The 14,301-nt window shown below is 44.4% G+C and carries 14 protein-coding genes; 5 read left to right on the top strand and 9 right to left on the bottom strand.

Features of this window, described 5'->3' with window-relative positions; translation table 11 throughout:
- The first annotated feature begins 5 nt into the window (after positions 1–5).
- Together AACS05_RS04075 and AACS05_RS04070 are read left to right on the top strand one after the other, a co-directional pair.
- A complete protein-coding gene (locus AACS05_RS04075) occupies positions 6–1,058 on the top strand; it encodes a nucleotidyltransferase family protein (RefSeq protein WP_045440142.1) in 1,053 nt (350 codons plus the stop codon).
- Positions 1,055–1,747: an acylneuraminate cytidylyltransferase family protein gene (locus AACS05_RS04070; RefSeq protein ID WP_045440139.1), complete on the top strand. Its 693-nt coding sequence runs from the start codon at positions 1,055–1,057 to the stop codon at positions 1,745–1,747. Before AACS05_RS04075 ends, AACS05_RS04070 begins: the two co-directional genes overlap by 4 nt.
- A 135-nt stretch (positions 1,748–1,882) precedes the next feature.
- On the opposite strand, the gene AACS05_RS04065 is transcribed toward AACS05_RS04070, so the two are convergent.
- Genes AACS05_RS04065 through AACS05_RS04025 form a run of 9 tightly spaced genes read right to left on the bottom strand, consistent with a single transcriptional unit; the run spans position 1,883 to position 11,700 of the window.
- Positions 1,883–3,016 carry a hypothetical protein gene (locus AACS05_RS04065; RefSeq protein ID WP_045440134.1) on the bottom strand — a complete coding sequence of 378 codons (1,134 nt, stop codon included), beginning with the start codon at positions 3,014–3,016 and terminating at the stop codon, positions 1,883–1,885.
- A gap of 8 nt (positions 3,017–3,024) precedes the next feature.
- A complete protein-coding gene (locus AACS05_RS04060; protein WP_052369268.1) occupies positions 3,025–5,091 on the bottom strand; it encodes a glycosyltransferase family 9 protein in 2,067 nt (688 codons plus the stop codon).
- Positions 5,092–5,133: 42 nt separating this feature from the next.
- A complete protein-coding gene (gene fliJ, locus AACS05_RS04055; protein WP_045449451.1) occupies positions 5,134–5,574 on the bottom strand; it encodes a flagellar export protein FliJ in 441 nt (146 codons plus the stop codon).
- 2 nt (positions 5,575–5,576) lie between these two features.
- Positions 5,577–6,917: a flagellar protein export ATPase FliI gene (gene fliI, locus AACS05_RS04050; protein ID WP_045440130.1), complete on the bottom strand. Its 1,341-nt coding sequence runs from the start codon at positions 6,915–6,917 to the stop codon at positions 5,577–5,579.
- On the bottom strand, positions 6,910–7,620 hold the full coding sequence (gene fliH, locus AACS05_RS04045; protein WP_045440128.1) for a flagellar assembly protein FliH: 711 nt from the start codon (positions 7,618–7,620) through the stop codon (positions 6,910–6,912). The genes fliI and fliH overlap by 8 nt, the downstream gene beginning before the upstream one ends.
- Positions 7,621–7,623: 3 nt before the next feature.
- Positions 7,624–8,640, bottom strand: coding sequence for a flagellar motor switch protein FliG (locus tag AACS05_RS04040; protein ID WP_045440125.1), 1,017 nt, complete (start codon positions 8,638–8,640; stop codon positions 7,624–7,626).
- A complete protein-coding gene (gene fliF, locus AACS05_RS04035; protein WP_045440123.1) occupies positions 8,618–10,300 on the bottom strand; it encodes a flagellar basal-body MS-ring/collar protein FliF in 1,683 nt (560 codons plus the stop codon). The genes AACS05_RS04040 and fliF overlap by 23 nt, the downstream gene beginning before the upstream one ends.
- Positions 10,301–10,304: 4 nt before the next feature.
- Positions 10,305–10,667: a flagellar hook-basal body complex protein FliE gene (locus AACS05_RS04030; RefSeq protein WP_045440121.1), complete on the bottom strand. Its 363-nt coding sequence runs from the start codon at positions 10,665–10,667 to the stop codon at positions 10,305–10,307.
- A 46-nt stretch (positions 10,668–10,713) separates the two neighbouring features.
- Positions 10,714–11,700 carry a sigma-54 interaction domain-containing protein gene (locus AACS05_RS04025; protein WP_045440118.1) on the bottom strand — a complete coding sequence of 329 codons (987 nt, stop codon included), beginning with the start codon at positions 11,698–11,700 and terminating at the stop codon, positions 10,714–10,716.
- A 610-nt stretch (positions 11,701–12,310) separates the two neighbouring features.
- Between AACS05_RS04025 and AACS05_RS04020 the strand changes: the two genes are divergently transcribed.
- The 3 genes from AACS05_RS04020 to fliP are packed head-to-tail and all read left to right on the top strand — an operon-like array spanning position 12,311 to position 14,293.
- Positions 12,311–13,174 carry a FliM/FliN family flagellar motor switch protein gene (locus AACS05_RS04020; protein WP_045440116.1) on the top strand — a complete coding sequence of 288 codons (864 nt, stop codon included), beginning with the start codon at positions 12,311–12,313 and terminating at the stop codon, positions 13,172–13,174.
- On the top strand, positions 13,167–13,538 hold the full coding sequence (locus AACS05_RS04015) for a FliM/FliN family flagellar motor switch protein (RefSeq protein ID WP_045440114.1): 372 nt from the start codon (positions 13,167–13,169) through the stop codon (positions 13,536–13,538). Before AACS05_RS04020 ends, AACS05_RS04015 begins: the two co-directional genes overlap by 8 nt.
- A complete protein-coding gene (gene fliP / locus AACS05_RS04010) occupies positions 13,535–14,293 on the top strand; it encodes a flagellar type III secretion system pore protein FliP (RefSeq protein ID WP_045440112.1) in 759 nt (252 codons plus the stop codon). The genes AACS05_RS04015 and fliP overlap by 4 nt, the downstream gene beginning before the upstream one ends.
- Positions 14,294–14,301: the final 8 nt, after the last annotated feature.

The following is a 14,301-nucleotide window of genomic DNA, read 5'->3' as shown; positions in this document are numbered from 1 at the left end:
CCCACATGAAAAAAAACTGGGGAAAAATAGTTCTGTCGTCAGAACATTCCGTATTAGATGCGCTCTCGGTAATAAATGACGGTGCACTTAGAATATGTTTAGTTGTTGATACAGATGATAAACTTTTAGGCGTAATTACCGATGGTGATATTCGCCGGGCGATATTAAAAGACATATCGCTCCATGAAAAAACTTCATCTATTATGAATCGTCAACCCATTACCGTATCCAGTAATACTTCTCATAAACAGCGTCGAAAAATAATGCAAGCGCAAAGTATTCTGGCATTACCCATAGTAGACGCTGAGAATAAAATTCTCGGACTAGAAACCTGGGAAAAAGAAATATCCACCCCCGCATATGAGAATCCTGTATTCATCATGGCCGGAGGGTTAGGGACACGGCTAAGACCGCTAACTAATGATTGTCCAAAGCCAATGCTAAAAGTGGGAGATAAACCTATCCTTGAAATATTGTTGACACAATTTATTAAATCTGGGTTTAAAAACATTTATATATCCACATACTACATGGCGGAAAAAATCATCAGCTATTTCGGCGATGGTTCAGACTGGGGGGCAAATATACAGTATGTTCATGAAGATAGTCCTCTGGGTACCGGCGGTGCATTAGGTCTGTTACCTGATAACATACAAAAACTACCCTTGATTATGATCAATGGTGATGTATTAACAGATACTGATTTTATACGTCTTCTTGAATTCCATCTGGAAAACAACCCTATAGCCACAATGTGTGTCCGACAGTACGAATACCAGATTCCTTACGGAGTTATCAACAGTAGTGGAAATCGGATTGTAGATATAAAAGAAAAGCCAGTACATCACTACTTCGTTAATGCCGGTATTTATGTCATTAGCCCAGAATTATTTCTACAGGTTCCCAAACACGAAAGAATTGATATGCCTTCGTTACTTGACCAGCAAATATCTGAATCTCATGACGTACTCATGTATCCATTACACGAATATTGGCTGGATATTGGACGCATGGACGACTTCCATAAAGCACAACATGACGTCAAGGAATTAGTATGAGAGCACTGAATGTAGCTATCATCCCCGCCAGAGCAGGCAGTAAACGCTTACCCGGTAAAAATATAAAATTACTCGCAGGGAAACCATTGATTGTCTGGACAATCGAAGCCGCGATAACCAGTAATTTGTTTGATGTCATATTAGTGACTACGGATTCTGAAGAAATAGCCAACATCGCACGCGCCGCGGGTGCCAGCGTCCCTTTCTTAAGGCCCAGCGAACTCTCAACAGACACATCTTCTACCAATGAGGTCATCAGCCATGCTGTCGACTGGATTGAGCAAAATGTGGGGACAGTGTCATGTGTAACGTTACTACAGCCTACATCACCTTTACGTACTGCAGATGACATTGCGCAGGCGATGAACATGTATGATACGAAACAAGCATCAGCGATCGTTTCTGTTTGCCAGACAGAGCATCCAATTCAATTTTGTAATACGCTCCCGATAGATTTATCAATGGCCGGATTTATTAAGACTCAAGATAACAAACGTTCGCAGGAACTTGAACCATCCTGGAGATTGAATGGCGCAATCTATATTTTCGATCGAAAATACGTCAGTAATCTAACTAATCTGTATGAGCAAAACACATTTGCTTATATCATGAAAAGAGAAAACTCTATCGATATAGATCAGGAATTAGATTTTATATTGGCAGAGATAATTTTATCTAAACCATCCTGATTTTTATATGTAGAACACTCCCGCTCAACAATCAAACCAGACTGTATCAACTCTCCGCAGAATAGTATTCTGTTCGGGGGCACCGCTGTGCTCCCCACGTCACAGAATGCTACATTAAAATATCGCCCACTCTAATCACAAATATATAACCTTATCCATCTCAAATGCGTTATATTTATTGGCAATATCACAAAATATTTTATTATCCATTTCAGCCTCACTACCTTTGAGAATAACGAATTCAACATTGATATCTTTCATGCAAAAAAAAGTTGAGCTAAACTCCCCGCCTACATTATGCGGAAGTAAATTAAAGGAGCTTAAAAACTCAATTGGGATTTCATCAGGGACACAAAGGACATCATTACCTATCGCCTGACTGATTTCATGATTTAGTTTTTTATTCTCTGGATGTCCTTTGAATATAACTTTCGCAGAATCTGGAATTTTCCCATCAGTTTTTAGTTGTTGGATTAATGCAATAAGTCGTTGGTGATAAGTCATCGCCTTCACAGGATCCAGACAATAACTTGTGACAAACATCAAGGCATTAGGATCCTTATTAAGCTGTTCCAGTTTGTGATATAACGCCATGGGGAAGTTGACCAGTTTAAGTAACAGTTGTTGCTCTTCTGGCGTAATAATTTTTTGGAGATTAAAATTAGTATATATTACGTGCCGTTCTATTTTATTATAAAATGCATTAGTGTGGTTTTTTTTACGTGAACTAATAAAGTAATATTGAGTATCAACCAAATAGTGCCAGATATAGTTATCAATTATATTCCAGGTATACTCTTTACTTTCTGTTGCTTTCAGCACTGCCAGTAATTGTTTTTTTCGCTGCTGCATCAGATGATCAAAAGCTACTGAGTCAAGCGACTCAATAGCGTCGCGTTCAATTAATGAACCTGAACCATCATCATAAAGATGCAACTTAATGTTATCAAGCGAGAAAAATGGCGCAAGCAACTTCATCATCGGAAAAAGAATGTCTCGCTCACGATGTATATTCGTATGGACTTCAACTCGTGAAGGTTGTACGCCTTTGATAAAGTTAGCCATTGCGGTTAACTTTTCATTCAGACCAATATTAACATTATCAATAAAAACAGTATTTTTCTTATTGGTGTAATTTGTATTAACTTTAAGTCTTTGAAAAGCAATGATATTAACAACATTATCATTCTTATAACTTCTGATATAGTTCAAAAGTTGCTGAGTCAGCGGAAGTGATGCCGGCTCGATATAAAGCTTGACCGTTTTCATTGAATACTCTAAATATAATCAGGTAATTGATCGATAAATTTCTTTGAATCTAAAAATCGATTTATCTCTCGGTAAAAATCGTTCACTTTATACTTTTCAATACAAGAGTAAGTCTTATTATTTGGGCACCACGCATCAAATGTGCCACGAGTATCAAGTGGGTAATATTTTGCACAATGGACATACTGGCAGGACAAATTTATAGCCAGTGCATTCCAGCCCAGGATACCGTGCCGATATGGCAAGCGGTATTTACCCGGAACCACAGAATAGAGCCCACAGATAGCAATATCAGTTGCCGCAGCTAAAGCAACAGGCCCAGAGTCACAGGCAACAAGCAGCGACGATCTTGACATCAAGTAGACAGTTTCACCCATAGTAAATTTATCAATTGCATTGAATACCCTGCTACTACCAATCTCTACCGTTTTTTTATGGGTGTAGAAATTATTATTAGCGCCAATCAAAACAACAGACCAACCATCATTCAGGAACAACTCTATTAAGGCTTCCCATGAAGCTTTTGGCCACGTTCTGTTTGGAACGCCTTCATTTGGATGAATCAGTACAACTTTACTGGTGAGATTGTTACTCTCAATAAAGCCATCAACTTTTTTCTTATCTATATCATCTAGTGACAAGACAATTTCTTTTCGGGCATTGCTGATATTTTTCTTGTTATAACAATCTAGAATAGAGTCGATTTGATGTTGTGACGCAAAAATATGCGCCCCGGAACATGGCTGGTGATATTTACCAAGGATGGTAGAGATATAGATATCTTCCTTCATCGTTTTATCTAAATTATCCCTATCCCAAACAGTATCAACATAAGGGCATAATACTAATAATTCATGATAAATTTTAGGTGCCAGTAAAATGAATGCCCCGGATAATTCACGCCTAAGGGCATTCATGCTGCCAATAGCAAAAAGAGCATCACCCATTGACTCGCCAATATAAAAAATATGTTTCTCAGTGTAATTTTTTTCTAACCGTTTTTGCGTTTCGTTGATAAATAAAAATGGAATACTCTTGCTATAATGAGAACGGAGAAAATGGCTTAACCTGATATTTTCAGAATTTTTTTTATGCTCATGGAAGTATACTTTTTTTACTTTTTCACTGTCACAGGAAAAAATCGAGAGTGAGCATAGTCCATAAATAACATCAGGGGATACCCCCGCAATTGTTAATAATTCCGGGGTTATAGCATTTGGCAAGCGGATAAAATTTACTGTTGGGTAAGATTTACTGTCGATACTTCCCGTATAATTAATTAGAAATACGAATTCGAAGCCCTGTTCCAGTACACCTTGCAACAGGACAGTATCTTTATCTTCTTCGCCCAACGGAAAATCGGCACCATCATCAATAAAGAAGAGAGTTTTCTTCTGCTCACATATTTTCTTAATTAAAGCAATAGTATTACTTTTAACCCCTGACAATGAAGTTAACTGTGCTAATAGTATTTCATCGGCATAAGCATTCAGGTGGTCAGCATAATGATAATGAGATGCTGAAAACAGTGATTTATCAGCATTTAGATACAGCCTGTTAAAAAAATAATGTGTATCAACGATGTAATTGAAAAGATAATTATATATTGCATGCCAGTTATTATTGTCATCAACTGTCTTTTGTTTTAGTTTTTCAGCATAATCAAGATAACACAAACCTTTACCCAACAGATTATTTAATTGTTGGCGGTATGCAATATCATTGAAACTGGCCTCATACAAAAACAATGATAATTGCATTCCACATGGCACATCCTGGTGAAATTTTTTCACCAGTGGATAATTAATATTTTCTGAATACTCAATAGCCGAGTGTATTCTTACTGAAGTAGCATTGATCTTTCTCAAGATATTATATATACCATCAATCCATGCGGGTGTTATACGGTCAGGAAAATCAAATGTATAAACATTTTTCCTGTTTGCTAATTCCGCAGGGGGCTTGCGTAAAAAGAAAAGCGAAACAGTATTATCATTATCGTTTTTTGCATAATCTATCAAATGATAAATATTATGTTGCTCATTGCCCCAGATATAAATATTTAAATTACGCAAAAATAACTCCTAATCGTATGTTCCGACTTTAGTAATGATAAATTATTGTCCCAACATCTTCTGTCGCAGCCAGCACTGTGTGGCAATTTCATCGACTGTTTTTTGTTCTTTGGCAAGCGCCTCATGGCTCAACGCATAGCGCTTTTCATCCAGTGTTATGGAGACAATTTTCTCTTCGCAGGCAGCAGAAACCAGGTTTTTCTGAATACGCAATTCTTTAATTTTGGCCAGCGTTTTCTCCTGTTCCTGCCAGGCGATTACCGTACGTAGCGTGCCTTTATATCCGGTCACATTTTTCAGCGACTCAGCAGAAGGAAGGTCGACACCGGTGGTGGTTTTTTGAATGAGGTAGCCCAATGCTTTGATATTATTTTCGTATCCGGCACAAACCTGCTGCTGCTGAGCAAGTTGTACCGTCATGTCTTTTACCGATTTGTCTCGCAGGCGCTGTAACTGCGCAAGCGTATCAATAATCTGCCGCATCATTATTTACCTTCTGTTTTCTTTGCGACCGGGAAAAGGGTTTGCAAGCGGCTTTGCACCAGTTCGAGGGAAGCAGGCTCGCTGACTTCCTGGCGTAAAAAACGCTCAATAGCGGGGAATACTTTGACGGCTTTATCTACGCCAGGATCGGCGCCTGCCACATATCCACCTAAAGGGATCAGCGGCTTAATATCCATGTAGGTGGCATAATTTTGCTTGAGTAGCCGGGCAGACTGTTGATGCTCATAGCTCGTCACCTGTGTCATGCAGCGGCTGATCGACTGCCCGATATCAATCGCGGGATAATGGCCGGATTCCGCCAGTTTACGGGTCAGAACGATATGCCCGTCCAGCACCGCTCGAGCGCAATCAACGATCGGATCCTGCTGATCGTCACCTTCCGCCAGCACGGTGTAAATGGCGGTCATTGATCCTTCACTTTCACTGTTGCCCGCACTCTCCACCAGTTTTGGGATCATGCCAAATGCAGAAGGAGGATAGCCTTTGGTCGCTGGCGGCTCTCCCAGCGAGAGCGCAATTTCACGCTGTGCCATGGCATAGCGCGTTAATGAATCCACCAGCAGTAAAACGTGGTGCCCGCGGTCACGAAACCAGGCGGCGATAGAGTGGCAAAGCTCTGTTGCTTTTAAACGCATTAACGGCGATTCATCCGCCGGCGCGGCCACAATAATCGATTTTGCCAGGCCTTCCGCACCCAGTGAGTGATCGATAAATTCTTTCACTTCACGACCACGCTCACCGATCAACCCAACCACGACGATATCGGCTTTGGTCTGTCGAGTGATCATTCCCAGCAGTACACTCTTCCCGACACCGCTTCCGGCCATTAACCCCACACGCTGGCCTTTGCCGATCGTGAGTAACCCATTGATAGCTTTGACACCCACATCAAGCGGCTGGCAAACCGACTGACGCGTGAGTGGGTTAATCGAAGGAGCCTGAGGCGGCAGAACATCATTACCGTTCAGACGCCCTTTAGCATCCAGCGGTTCCCCCAAACCGTTGACGACCCGACCCAACCAGCTTTCGCTAATCAGGATCTCCTGAGCTTTTTCTTCAGGGAACACGCGCGCACCCGCCATCAACCCTACGGGATGTTTGAAGGGCATCAGGTAGGTGATATCCCGATTAAAGCCAACCGCCTGGGCATCTATCAGCGTATGGTTGGCGCTTTCGACGCGGCAAAGCTGGCCGGTCATCAGCGGACACCCCACGCTTTCCAACAAAATACCGTTCACTCGTACCAGTCGTCCCGCAATCCGGGCTAACGGGATAGCTTCAATAGAACGCAATGCATTATCGAAGAACGAGAGATCACTCATTCTGCGGCTCCGGGCTCAACGTCTCTTTTAATGCAGTCATGCATTGGTCGAGTCGATGTTCACAGCCTATATCCAGTTCAGATTTATCAGTAATGACCCGACACTCACCCGCCTGTAAATCCGGAGACGGTGTCAGCCCCCATTCGTTGACCTTTTCCGGTGCCGCATCTTTGATGCGATTAAACTCTTCATTACTCAGCAGCACCTGTAACGACTCAGGCATGGTCGGGAAAGCAGAGAGCGCCTCTTCCACCAGCGACAATAGCTGAGTTGGCTGTAGTGCCAGTTCACAGCGAATGACCTGCCGGGTCACCTTTTCAACCAGTTGCAGCAAATCTTCACGCTGTTTGCGCTGAATGTGTGCGAGAAAATCGTTCACTTTGCCGGAGATGTTGTCCAGGGGTTGCGCGGCCTGAATAAACTGTTTGCGTCCTTCCTGTTGTCCCGCCAGACTACCTTCGGTATACCCCTGGCGCTGGCCCTCTTCGCTCCCTTTTTGATGCCCTTCCTGGAAACCTTGTTCCTGCCCCTCAGCCATTCCCTGTTCAAAGCCTTTTTGCATCCCTTCCTGGAAACCGTCCATTAACTGGCGCTGGTAATCCGCTGGCGTAATACCCGGTGTTAGCTGCTCCGTCTGCAGATGGCGCTGGCGAGGAGGAAAACGGTGTAATCGGTAACGTCCACGAATGGTTTCAATTGCCATGTTTTACTCCGCCGTCTGTTCAGCAAACAGCTGTAGCTGAATTTCACCCGCTTCTTCCAGCTCGCGGGCAATTCCCATGATTTCACGGCGGATTTGTTCAATTCGACTGACAGGCACCGGACCCAGACGCGAAGTAATCGACTCCAGCTGCTGAACCTGACGTTTTGGCATCACGGCATAAATAGAGCGACGCAGCAGCACCTCAGTGCCTTTGAGCGCCACCGCCCAGTCTTCCATCGGAACTTCATCGAGAAGACGGCGGCGAACCTCATCACTCTGACGACTGAGAATAAAGAAGTCGTACATTTCATCCTGCAACTGTTCCAGCACACCTTCATCGCGTTCACGGAGTTGATCGAGGATCAACTGTTGGTTGCCCTGGAAGCGGTTAACAATATCCGCCGCCTGCTTGATGCCTTTCACTTTCGAGCCATGTTCGGACAACACAGACAACCCGCGTTCAATCAGGCGATCCAGTTCATCCACGACATCACGGTTTACGTCGTTCAGTTTCGCGACCCGATAGAGGATCTCGTTCTGGACTGACTCCCCCATATAAGACAGCACCGTGGCGGAAATTTCCGGTGTCAGGAATGCCAGGAATACGGCCTGCAATTGCAGGTGTTCTTCCGAGATCAATATCGCCAATTGGCGGGGTTCAACCCACTGCAGACGCGACATTCGCGAACGGATCTCATCACCGTAGATCCCGTTTATGACGCTACTGGCGATTTCTGTCCCCAACGCTTTATTCAGAATACCTTGCAGCATTGAACGTGATGCACCATTGATGCCGCTCTGCTCGCGGAATTCATCAAAAAAGTTATTGATCACTCTTTTCGCCATGCTGGTTTTCACACCAGACAAACGCGCCATATTTTCACTCAGACGAACCACCTCTTCGCGACTGAGTTTCTGCATCACCGTGGCCGCCGCTTCCTCTCCAAGGCACAACAATAAAATTGCGGCCTGTTCCAGATAGCTGTTGTTACTGCCGTTACTTGTTGTCAATTCGCTCATTACTGGTTATCCATTGTCTGAGAACTTCAGCTACGCGATCGGTATCACTCATCGCCAGTTTTTGCAGGAACTCCAGCTTCACTTCCAGCCCGGAACTCTGCGAGGGCAGGCTGTCGTCACCAGGGAAAGAAGGCAGTTCAATACTTTTACGTTCATCATCTGTCGCCGCAAAATGCGGCTCTGCCGCAGGAATAGCTACCGGAGAGCCCGCATTCAGCGCCAGTTCAGGTGCATCAGTTCTCCGGCGATCGGCAGCCAGACGTTTCATTAGCGGACGGATTACAAACAACAGCAGCAATAGCGCCAGCAGGCCACAACCAATCAGGCGTACCCAGGCCCGAATATTGTCATCTTTCCATAACGGGATCTGCGGCTCAGCGGGTATCGACTGTGGAACAAAATTGAGCAACGATAGTGAAAGATTATCGCCACGCTTTGTATCAATCCCGGCAGCATTATTCAGCAGGGCTGTCAGTTGTTCAGTTTGTTCCGGTTTCCAGTTTTTCAGCGCAGGAGCACTCTGGTTGAGGACCACAGCCACATTCAGACGCTTAATATCGAATCCGGGGTGCTGAATATGCTCGACGCTACGGTCCCAGGAATAGTCACGCTTGTTTTCGCTATGCTTCGATAGCGCCTCTGGTTGGCGCGGTTCCTCTGCAGTATTCGCATTGGCACCATTTCCCGTCTGGTTTACAGCCGCTGGCGGACGGTTGCTTAACGAGCCAGGGATCCCCATCGCGATTTGATTTGTATCGCTATCGAGAATGGTTTCTTCGCGATTCACCTTCGGCGTGTCGCCATAATGTTCCTGCGTCTCGTCGATATTGCTGAGATCGAGATCCGGCATAACGCTGACCCGGTAGTTGCCTGTTCCTACCAGCGAGTCGAGGACATTTGCCATACTGGCACGAGTTTTATCCTGAATATCCTTGAGGATCTGGTCGCGTTTGCGCGTCGCTGCAGAAACAGCTTCTCCTGCGCCAATACCGTCGGACAATAGGTTGCCGGCCTGATCGACGACGCTGACCGTTGAAGCATTCAGATTGGGAACGCTGCCAGACACCAGATGCACAATGGCATTCACCTGGTCTATATCCAGTTTGCTACCATAATGCAGACGCACAATGACCGAGGCGCTGTTTTTCGGTTCGTCGCTGACGACAAACGAACTCTCTTCGTTCAAAGCCAGATGCACACGGGCGCTTTCTACGGCATCCAACGTCATGATGCTCTGAGACAGTTCACCTTCCAGACTGCGTTTATAGCGGATGTTCTGCACAAACTGACTGGCACCCAGCACTTCATCTTTGTCCATCAGTTCATAGCCAGCAGGCAACATCGCCTGAACGCCTTTGGCCGCAAGCGCCATCCGCGTTTTAGAAAGCGCATTTTCCGGCACCAGAATCTGGCCGCTTTGCGGATCAATACGGTATTCCAGCTTTTCGCCATCCAACACGGTGACTATTTGTGAAACTGGGAGATTTTCTTGCCGACCATACAGCGAGACATAGCCGTGATTCCCGTTCCACAGGATGCTCACAATAATCGCAGTAGCCGCAATAGCTGCAGCTGCCAGTAACGCCCAGCGTTTATTACCCTCCAGCCTGAAAGAGAATGAAGGCAATAGCTGAGTAAACTTCTTTATTAATTCATTCATAGCGTTAGACTGACATGTTCATCAGGTCATTGAATCCGGAAGCGATTTTATTTCTTACCTGTACCAGCGCGGAGAAGGACAAAGACGCCTGCTGACCCGCAATCATTGCTCCCGCCAGGTCATCGCTTTTCCCCGTCTCAATAGCCGTTTGCTGTTGCTCCGCAACCTGCTGAAACTGATCAACATGGTTAAGCGCCCCCTGCAAGACCTGATTGAATGAAACCTGAGATGACGCCGACGGTGTGCCAACAACGTTAATCTGAATCGGCGAGAGTACGGGCGCCTGAGCGACCGTTTTCATTTGCTGCATGTCCTGCATCATCTGCGTTTGCATCGTACTGGCTGGGGTGATCGTATTTATGCTCATGACCTACTCTTAAAATGAAAAAGCGCTCTATGTACAACAGACTGATTCAGGAGAAGATTTCTATTCCCTGTTTTCGCATTGACGCCAGACGATAGCGAAGCGCACGCGGGGTAATTCCTAATAAATCAGCAATCTTTGTTTTATTGCCCTGATATTTGCGCATCAGATCAGCAATGTATTGATACTGCGCACTGCGACCATGCTGGCCCAGATTGTCGCTTTCAGTTAATTGCAAACTGGGTTTAGGATGCCATTCCGGTTCGCTCCAGGAATCCGACTCAATTGACGGAAGACCTAAAGTATCGGGATAAATCACCCCATCACGATTAAGGATCATGCCCCTTTGAATGGCATTTTCTAGCTGGCGTACATTTCCCGGCCACGCATAACTGAGTAATGCACGTCGTGATGATTCAGAGAGTTTGATATTCTTAGCCAGAACCGTGGAGTATTTTTTAATAAAGGACTCAGCCAGCGGGATAATATCTTCCATACGATCACGCAAAGGTGGCATAGTCACAGGAATCACCGATAAACGATAATAGAGATCCTCTCTAAATCGCCCCGCAGCAACCTCTTCTTCAAGATTCTTATTGGTACAGGCAATTAAGCGGAAATTCAGTTTTATTAAACGATTGCTGCCTAAACGTTCAACCTGTTGTTCCTGCAATACACGCAATATCTTAGCCTGCAGTGCTAAAGGCATATCACCGATCTCATCGAGCAGCAGCGTTCCATTATTGGCTAATTCCATTTTCCCCGGTACGGTTGCAACGGCTCCCGTAAACGCACCTTTGTCATAACCAAACAAAGTTGCCTCGAGCATATTTTCAGGAATAGCGGCACAGTTAACACCGATATAAGGTGCACATTGGTCCTGCGGAAACGCAATAGAATGTATAAACTTGGCAACACATTCTTTACCTGTTCCCGTTTCACCATGAATAAGGACAGGAACATTAAAAGCAGCGATTCGCCTGGCCAGTGAAAAGGCATTGATGCTGGAAGCTGCTTCGGCAATAAGTTCAAACATGATTATCTTACACTTAGAAGTAAAGTTAACGTCCATTACGAGAAATATATAAATCATTCCAAAACACAATCATCGAATAATATAGATATCGCCCGTACCGTGTTTTAATCTCATCCTTGCTCATGTTTTACCGCGCTCTCAAAGCGTGGTCTTACCCAAGACTATGCTCAAATAAGGTTTTTCCTAAAAAAATACTACCACTGGTGGCGAAAACAATTATGAATTAAAAGATAATAAAAACATTATTCATTCAAAAACAGTAAGTTACAAAACCAGTAGATCAAAAAACAAGCAATCACAACGTACTAAAAGGCTTAAGTCTGAAAGAGGCGAACATCACGAATACGTAATTAATTATTTTTTAATTATAGGATCAGGATATTAATAACTTGCAGAAGAAGAAGACAGACTATCTAATGATAATCCCGCATCAAAGACGATCGTGGGCAGAGCATTTCATACGTTAGAACATTTCATACGTTAATGAACTCCAACAAGAGAATAGCGTCAGGGATGAACAAAAAATTAAATGGATTTGTATTTTCTTCAATAACTGCGGGATTTGATATCAATTCATCCGCCCACAAAATTACAGCTGAGAACGTGTACCATGCTGAAATATAGTCAAACACCCGGGATCTTTAAACTTGAAGGGAACCGGCTTGGGCGTCCATATCATCGTCTGCCGACTATGTTTACGGGTAATTTTGATACAATTGAATCACATCTCGGAAACTATTTCCTGAAAAAGCATCGCACAAATATAACACTCAGAAAAATACATTGTGAAATGGATGTTATAAATAAAAGTGCTGAGTTGTTAGTTTCTCAGGTCGGTCACCTGGCTTTTGATATAGATCGTTCGTTATTGTTAATGCTGTTAGGCAACTTTTACGGTTTGACATCATCACTGACTGACGAAACGCCGCAAGATGATCTACCGACAAAAACCGAAACCCGTCTGAAAAGCAGGCTGGCGTTGGATATCAGCAATATTATTTTTAATAAAAACATCTCTGGTATTCCACTCACACTCAAAGCCGACAGCAGTACAGTACAAACACATTGGGCCTATCAGCTCACCTTTATACTAGGCGACGATGAGAATTGCAGTTTCAGAATCTTACTGGACGATTCACACACGGATTACATTCTGAATTTAATTCGTCGTAGTGAACACGGCGAGAAAAAGAAGCAGGTCGATAAGATTGATTCTGAAACGCGTAAAAAATCGCTAGTCAAAGAAATCATTAATACGCTACCGCTGACCATGAATGTAAAGATTGCAGAGATCCCCTTAAATGTCGCCGACCTGACAACGATTAAGCCTGGGGACATTTTACCTATTGCGATGCCTGATAGCTTCCCTGTTTATATCGGGAAATCCGAATTATTTAATGCCCTGATCGTAGAAGATAAAGACAAACTGTTTTTATCCGAGTTAACGAGTAAGACTGAGAAATCCTATGAGTAAGCAAGAAGATATTTTAGAGCAAGGTTTCGAGTTAGCACCTGAAACCACAACGCCGCCCACTGCGTCAGTTACCGAAACACTGGTCGCGCGTTTAGAAGATCGTTTTTCAGAGTCGATGACGTTACTTAAACGCATTCCGGTGACATTAACACTGGAAGTCTCTTCCGTCGAAATCATGCTGTCCGATCTGCTGAATATTGACGACGATACCGTGATTGAAATGGATAAACTCGCCGGCGAACCTCTGGATATAAAAGTAAATAATATCCTGTTAGGTAAAGCTGAAGTGGTGGTGGTCAACGAAAAGTATGGCCTGCGCGTCCTTGAATTCAACACTCATGAAATCAATGACCTGGCACCATGAAACTCGCGTCAAAACTCACACTCACGCTGGGTATCTCATTACTCATCCTTTCTCCCTTTGCCTGCGCGCAAGGGGGAGAAATCACATTGCTGAACGTGATTTCTCACGGTAATAGCCAGGAATACAGCGTAAAAATACAGGTTCTGCTTCTGATGACCCTTGTGGGTATTCTGCCTACATTGGTACTCATGATGACCTGTTTTACACGCTTTATTATCGTGTTATCGCTATTACGCCAGGCATTGGGTCTGCAGCAAACACCGCCAAACCGCATACTTATTGGTATAGCGTTGGCATTAACCATGCTGGTTATGCGCCCAATCTGGATAAACATCTACGATCACGCCGTTGTTCCTTTTGAAAACGATCAGCTAACGCTCCCTGACGCACTAAGCACTGCCGCTGCGCCGCTGAAGCGCTTTATGCTGGCGCAGACCAACAAAAAAGCGATAACACAGATCATGACCATCGCCAATGCGCAAGGTAACGCCGCCGATCAGGATCTTTCTATTGTGGTGCCAGCCTACGTCCTGAGCGAACTCAAAACGGCCTTCCAGATCGGTTTCATGATTTACATCCCGTTCCTTGTGATCGACCTGATCGTAGCCAGCGTATTAATGGCGATGGGGATGATGATGCTTTCTCCGTTGATCGTTTCCCTGCCCTTTAAGCTCATGCTTTTCGTGCTTATTGACGGGTGGGCGCTCACCGTTGGCACACTCACCTCCAGCATTCGCGGTCTGGGTCTGGGCTAACGGGGATA

Source organism: Citrobacter sp. S-77, from assembly GCF_963864895.1.
Taxonomy (GTDB): Bacteria; Pseudomonadota; Gammaproteobacteria; order Enterobacterales; family Enterobacteriaceae; genus Citrobacter; species Citrobacter murliniae.
The sequence above is the reverse complement of the archived record's forward strand: the minus strand, read 5'-3'. Positions and strand labels throughout refer to the sequence as shown.

What these genes read in the sequence shown, in the direction of transcription:
- AACS05_RS04075 (WP_045440142.1), top strand. Translation starts at nt 6, where the DNA reads ATGAAAAAAAACTGGGGAAAAATAGTTCTGTCGTCAGAACATTCCGTA.
- AACS05_RS04020 (WP_045440116.1), top strand. Translation starts at nt 12,311, where the DNA reads ATGCTGAAATATAGTCAAACACCCGGGATCTTTAAACTTGAAGGGAAC.
- fliF (WP_045440123.1), bottom strand. Translation starts at nt 10,300, where the DNA reads ATGAATGAATTAATAAAGAAGTTTACTCAGCTATTGCCTTCATTCTCT.
- fliJ (WP_045449451.1), bottom strand. Translation starts at nt 5,574, where the DNA reads ATGCGGCAGATTATTGATACGCTTGCGCAGTTACAGCGCCTGCGAGAC.
- AACS05_RS04065 (WP_045440134.1), bottom strand. Translation starts at nt 3,016, where the DNA reads ATGAAAACGGTCAAGCTTTATATCGAGCCGGCATCACTTCCGCTGACT.
- fliP (WP_045440112.1), top strand. Translation starts at nt 13,535, where the DNA reads ATGAAACTCGCGTCAAAACTCACACTCACGCTGGGTATCTCATTACTC.
- AACS05_RS04040 (WP_045440125.1), bottom strand. Translation starts at nt 8,640, where the DNA reads ATGAGCGAATTGACAACAAGTAACGGCAGTAACAACAGCTATCTGGAA.
- AACS05_RS04025 (WP_045440118.1), bottom strand. Translation starts at nt 11,700, where the DNA reads ATGTTTGAACTTATTGCCGAAGCAGCTTCCAGCATCAATGCCTTTTCA.
- AACS05_RS04030 (WP_045440121.1), bottom strand. Translation starts at nt 10,667, where the DNA reads ATGAGCATAAATACGATCACCCCAGCCAGTACGATGCAAACGCAGATG.
- AACS05_RS04070 (WP_045440139.1), top strand. Translation starts at nt 1,055, where the DNA reads ATGAGAGCACTGAATGTAGCTATCATCCCCGCCAGAGCAGGCAGTAAA.
- fliH (WP_045440128.1), bottom strand. Translation starts at nt 7,620, where the DNA reads ATGGCAATTGAAACCATTCGTGGACGTTACCGATTACACCGTTTTCCT.
- fliI (WP_045440130.1), bottom strand. Translation starts at nt 6,917, where the DNA reads ATGAGTGATCTCTCGTTCTTCGATAATGCATTGCGTTCTATTGAAGCT.
- AACS05_RS04015 (WP_045440114.1), top strand. Translation starts at nt 13,167, where the DNA reads ATGAGTAAGCAAGAAGATATTTTAGAGCAAGGTTTCGAGTTAGCACCT.